Origin of the sequence: Pseudomonas sp. ICMP 460, assembly GCF_002723595.1 — a bacterium.
GTDB classification, from domain to species: Bacteria; Pseudomonadota; Gammaproteobacteria; order Pseudomonadales; family Pseudomonadaceae; genus Aquipseudomonas; species Aquipseudomonas kitaguniensis.
Genome location: NZ_LKBR01000026.1, coordinates 33370 through 39149, shown reverse-complemented (window position 1 = coordinate 39149; position 5780 = coordinate 33370). Strand labels below are relative to the sequence as shown.

The following is a 5780-nucleotide window of genomic DNA, read 5'->3' as shown; positions in this document are numbered from 1 at the left end:
GGGGGTAACCTGCCTGATAAGTCACGGTGAAGGAGAAAGTCCGTTTTCAGCTGCCGCTTGAATCGGGTGTTCCAGGCGCCTTTAAAAAAACAGGCGCAGCCGAAAGCCTTGAGAGGCTTGCGGCGAACTTGGGAAACTAAGGCGTTTGGCCAATGGGGGGTGACATGGGAACTGGGGACAAGCGGGAATCTGGCAGGGGAACTTTACAGCGAGCGTTTTAGAGGCTGTCGATATGCCGGTAGTCGAGGTGCAGCGCGCGCGCCAATGGTTTTGCGCGCTCCAGCGTGATCGGGCCACGCTCGATGTCGACCAGTAAGCCCGGGCAATCAAGCACCGGCAAACCCGCGAGGTCTTTCAGCCGCCCATCGGTAATCACCAGCAAGCGCTGCTGTTCGGCAGGGTAACGCCGGCGCCGCGCCTGCAACCAATGCGCGGCTTCGCACAGCGCCGCCAGCAACGGCGTACCGCCACCCGCGCCGAGTTGGTCGAGCCAGCCGGCCAAGCTTTTCGCCGCTTTAAGGCCCTGCACTTGCCACGTGGGCGATTGCCCGCTGGCGGTCAACAACGCCATGCGCGCGCGTTGCCGGTAGGCGTCATCAAACAGCTGGGCCAACAACCCTTTGGCATCGGTTAATGCGCGATGGCGCCGCGTAGACGCCGACGCGTCGACAATCACCAACCATAATTCATCGGCCGAGCGGCTGCGCAGGTGGTAGCGCAGATCTTCGCGGCTGTGCGGCCGGCCACCGAGCAAGGTGCCCGGCCAGTTGATCGAGCCTTGCCGGGCGCTACGCGCCTTGCCGTGCCTGCCTTTATCGAGTCGGCCCGCCTTGGGCCGGGCATCCGCCCCCGCGTCAGGTCGAGGGCGAATGCCTAGGGCTTTTTTGGCCAGGCGGGCACTTCACGGCGCGCGCCGGTGGGCAACGCCGGTGCAGGCGTATCGCCCCACTGGCCTTGGCCGGGTGAAGTGTCTGAGGGTTGCGGCGCCTGGCCCTGATGGGGTTGGCTGGCGGGTGGCGAGTGTGGCTGGCGGCGATGGCGCAAGGCAAATTCGGCCACGGCGTCAATGTCTTCTTCGGCGATGGCGCTGGCCCCGCGCCACGCCGCGTGCGCGCGTGCGCCGCGCAACCACACCAGGTCTGCGCGCAAGCCATCGACCCCAGCGGCGAAACAGCGCTCGGTGATCTGCGCCAAGCTTTGGTCATCCAGCTCGATGCTGTGGAGCCGCGCCCGCGCTTGCGTGCAGCGCTCGCGCAACGCCGCTTGCTGCTCAGCCCATTGCGTGCAGAACGCAACCGGGTCGCTGTCGAAATCCAGGCGACGACGGATGATTTGCCCGCGCTCGGCAGGCACGGTCTGCCCGCTCAGCGCCACGTTGAAACCGAAGCGGTCAAGCAATTGCGGGCGCAACTCGCCCTCCTCCGGGTTCATGGTGCCGATCAGCACGAAACGCGCCGAATGGCGGTGCGAGATGCCGTCGCGCTCGATCAGGTTGGTGCCGCTGGCGGCCACGTCCAGCAGCAGGTCGACCAAGTGGTCGGCGAGCAAGTTGACTTCATCGACATACAGCACGCCGCCATCGGCCTTGGCCAGCACACCGGGGGAAAACTGCGCGCGACCTTCGCCGAGTGCGGCGTCCAGGTCCAGGGTGCCGATCAGGCGCTCTTCGGTGGCGCCCAACGGCAAGGTCACGAACTGCCCGCTGGCTAACAGGTCCGCGAGGCCGCGTGCGAGTGTGGACTTGGCCATGCCGCGCGGGCCTTCGATCAATACGCCGCCGATTTTTGGGTCGATGGCGGTGAGGCACAGGGCCAGTTTAAGCGCATCGGCACCGACGACGGCGCAGAGCGGGAAATGCGGAATATCAGTCATGCGAGCCCTCGGTGAATATCATCGCGCAGCAGACGCTTACAGCTTACAGCTTACAGCTTGCAGCTTGCAGCTTGCAGCTTGCAGCTTGCAGCTTGCAGCTTATAGCTTGCAGCTTGCAGCTACTTACTAGTGGCCTGTAACAAGCGCCTCATCCTTCTTCTATGTCCAGCAACAAATTTTCCAGCGCCTCGCGGTACGCGCCCGGCTCTTGCCACATACCGCGCTGCTGGGCTTCGAGCATGCGTTCGGTCATGTCGCGCAAAGCGTCGGGGTTGTGCTGCTGCACAAAGGCGCGGGTGTCGGCGTCGAGCAAATAGGCGTCGGCGAGCAAGGCGTACTGGTGGTCGTCGATCAGCGCGGTCGTCGCGTCGAAGGCGAACAGGTTGTCCACGGTCGCGGCCATCTCAAACGCGCCTTTATAGCCATGGCGCTTCACGCCCTCGATCCACTTGGGGTTGGCGGCGCGGGAACGGATCACCCGGTTCAGCTCTTCCTTCAAGGTGCGAATCTTCGGCAGGTCCGGCTGGCTATGGTCGCCGTGATAACTGGCGGCCTTGTCACCGCTCAGGGTTTCCACGGCGGCGAGCATGCCGCCCTGGAACTGGTAATAATCGTTTGAATCGAGCAGGTCGTGCTCGCGGTTATCCTGGTTCTGCACCACGGCCTGCACCTGGCTCAAGCGCTGGGCGAATTGTTCGCGGGCAGCGGTGCCTTCATCGGAGCCGCCGTAGGCATAGCCGCCCCAGTTCAGGTAGACCTCGGCCAAGTCCTCGCGGCTCTGCCACAGGCGGCCATCAATCGCGCCCTGCACGCCCGCGCCATAAGCACCGGGCTTGGCACCAAAAATGCGCCAGCCGGCCTGTTTGGCCGCAGCCTCTTCATCCAGGCCCGACAGGCGCAGCGCTTCGCGTTCGCTGCGCACTTTGGCGGCCAGCGGGTTCATCGCGTCTGGCTCATCCAGCGCCGCCACCGCTTGCACCGCCGCGTCGAACAGGCGGATCAGGTTAGCAAACGCATCCCGGAAGAACCCGGACACGCGCAGCGTCACATCAACGCGCGGGCGATCCAGCAGGCTGATCGGCAAAATTTCAAAGTCATCCACGCGCTGGCTGCCGGTGGCCCACACCGGGCGCACGCCCATCAGCGCCATGGCCTGGGCCATGTCATCGCCGCCGGTGCGCATGGTTGCGGTGCCCCACACCGACAGGCCGATCTGGCGCAGATGGTCGCCGTGGTCTTGCAAATGCCGCTCAAGAATCAGGTTGGCAGACTGAAAACCGATACGCCAAGCCGTGGTGGTGGGCAAATTGCGCACGTCCACGCTGAAGAAGTTGCGCCCGGTGGGCAGCACGTCAAGGCGCCCACGGCTGGGCGCGCCGCTGGGGCCTGCCGGCACGAAGCGACCACTCAAGGCGTCGAGCAAACCGCGCATTTCCGCTGGCCCGCACGCGTCCAGGCGCGGCGCAACGACGATGCGCAGGCTCTCGATGACTGCCTTCACCTCCTCCCAACCCGGCTGTTCAAGCGGCTCGACCGGGCCTTCAAGGGCTTGTTCGATCAACCGCGCGGCGTACAACTCCAACCGCTCGCGGGTATCACCGGCGGTGCGCCAAAGCTGTTGATCGATTTGCTGCAACACCTGCGGGCGGCGCCCGGTCCAGGGCTTGGCGAGCGCGCAGTCGAGCGGGTCAAAGCCCAGCTCGAAGGCCTTGGCCAATACGCGCAGCAAGCTCGATTGCGCGCCACGCCCATCGCCCCGCGGGATGCGCAGCAAGGCCAGCAAGGTGTCGATGCGCAAGCGCCCTTGCGGCGACTCGCCAAAGATATGCAGGCCGTCGCGAATCTGCGATTCCTTCAAGTCGCACAGGTAGGTGTCGAGGCGCGGCAACCAGACTGCCGCGTCGACCTCACTGCCCATCTGCAGCTCTTGATCAATCCGGGTTTCGCGTACCAGCTTGAGAATGTCTTTTTGCAGTTCCAGCGCGCGGCGCGGGTCGAGCAATTGCGCTTCGTAGTATTCGTCCGCCAACAGCTCAAGGTCGCGCAACGGCCCGTAGGTTTCGGCGCGGGTCAGCGGCGGCATCAAGTGGTCGATGATCACCGCCTGGGTACGGCGCTTGGCTTGGGCGCCCTCGCCCGGGTCGTTGACGATAAACGGATAGATATTCGGCATCGGCCCCAGCAGCGCATCAGGCCAGCAATGTTGCGACAGGCCCACGCCCTTGCCCGGCAGCCATTCGAGGTTGCCGTGCTTGCCGACGTGAATCACGCCGTGCGCGCCGTAGGTGTGGCGCAACCAGAAGTAGAAGGCTAAATAGCCGTGCGGCGGCACCAGGTCCGGGTCGTGGTAGACCGCGCTGTGGTCCACCTGATAACCGCGCGCCGGCTGGATGCCGACAAAGGTCAGGCCCAGCCGCAGGCCGGCGATCATCAGGCGGCCGTCACGAAACATCGGGTCGTTGTGCGGCGTGCCCCAGCGCGCCAGCACGGCTTGGCGATTGGCCTCTGGCAAGCGGCTGAACATCGCCTCGTAGTCGTCCAGGCTGAGGCTTTGGTGGCACGGGCGCAGGTCGAGGCTGTCGAGGTCGTTGGTGACGCCGCCGAGCAACTCATGAATCAACGCCGTGCCGCTGTCGGGTAACGCGTCCGGCAGTGGATAACCTTCGGCTTGCAGCGCGCGCAGGATATTCAGCGCCGCCGCCGGAGTGTCCAGGCCCACGCCGTTACCGATGCGGCCGTCGCGGGTCGGGTAGTTGGCGAGGATCAGCGCAATGCGCTTGTGCGCATTCGGCACCCGCGCCAATTCGACCCAGCGCCGCGCCAGCTCGGCCACAAAATCCATGCGCTCGGGCGCTGCGCGGTAGCACACCACGTCCGACTGGCTGCGCTCACTGCGCCAGGCCAAATCCTTGAAGCTGATGGGCCGGCTGATGATGCGCCCATCCAGCTCCGGCAAGGCGATGTGCATCGCCAGATCACGCGGGCCAAGGCCCTGTGCGCTGGCCTCCCAGCCGGGCTGATTGTCTTGCGCGCAAATCGCCTGGATCACCGGGATATTGCGCCGAAACGGGCGCAGATCCGGTGCTTCAGGGCTGGATTGGGCAAAGCCGGTGGTGTTCAGAATCACCGCCGCGTGCACCTCGTCCAGCAGGTCCTCGACCACCGCGAGGCAGCCGGGTTCTTTCAAACTGGCCACCGCGATGGGCAACGGGTTAAGACCCGCCGCTTGCAAGCGCTGGCAGAACACGTCGATAAAACCGGTATTCGCCGCCTGCAAATGCGAGCGGTAGAACAGCACCGCCGCCACCGGAAAATCGGCGTGCCAATCCGCCTGCCAATCATTCAAGCGCGCGTTGGTTTTATGCGGGTGATAAATAGCGCTGCGCGGCAGTGTTTGCGGCTCGGCCCACGCGTAGTCGCGGCCCAGCTGAGTGCTGGCCAGGCAGCGATAAAAATCCAGCGCGTTGCCCAAGCCGCCCTGGCGCAGATAGTGCCAGAGGCGCTCACGCGCTTCGACGCTGACGGTACTCAGGCCACTCAGTTCCGGGTCGGGGCGATCACACCCCGGCACCAGGATCAACTGCACGCCACGCTCGGCCAACGCCACCAGACACTCGACGCCGTAACGCCAATAGCCGATGCCGCCGTGCAGCGAAATCAGGATGACTTTGGCGTGCTGCAGAACCTCGTCGACGTACAGGTCGACCGACGCATGGTTTTGCACCTGCATCGGGTTAGCCAGGCGAAAGCTCGGGTAATCGTCGGGCAGTTGCCGGGCCGCTTCGGCGAGCAGCGCCAAGCTGGAATCGCCGCTGCACAGGATCACCAGCTCGGCGGGGGTTTGGCCCAAGTCGGCAATATTATCGTCCGAGACGAAACCACCCGGCTGAGTCCTGAGCAGGTGCATG

3 protein-coding genes are annotated in these 5780 nt (G+C 64.8%); all 3 read right to left on the bottom strand.

What is annotated here, in order from left to right:
• Nucleotides 1-217: 217 nt before the first annotated feature.
• Entirely contained in the window at nucleotides 218-871 is a 654-nt protein-coding gene (locus AO240_RS18445; RefSeq protein WP_371918651.1) for a VWA domain-containing protein, read from the bottom strand.
• Between the two features lie 2 nt (nucleotides 872-873).
• Nucleotides 874-1872 (bottom strand): ATP-binding protein, encoded by a 999-nt coding sequence (locus AO240_RS18440; protein ID WP_099238128.1) that lies wholly within the window; start codon nucleotides 1870-1872, stop codon nucleotides 874-876.
• A gap of 148 nt (nucleotides 1873-2020) precedes the next feature.
• Nucleotides 2021-5779, bottom strand: coding sequence for a cobaltochelatase subunit CobN (gene cobN / locus AO240_RS18435; RefSeq protein WP_099238126.1), 3759 nt, complete (start codon nucleotides 5777-5779; stop codon nucleotides 2021-2023).
• Nucleotide 5780: the final 1 nt, after the last annotated feature.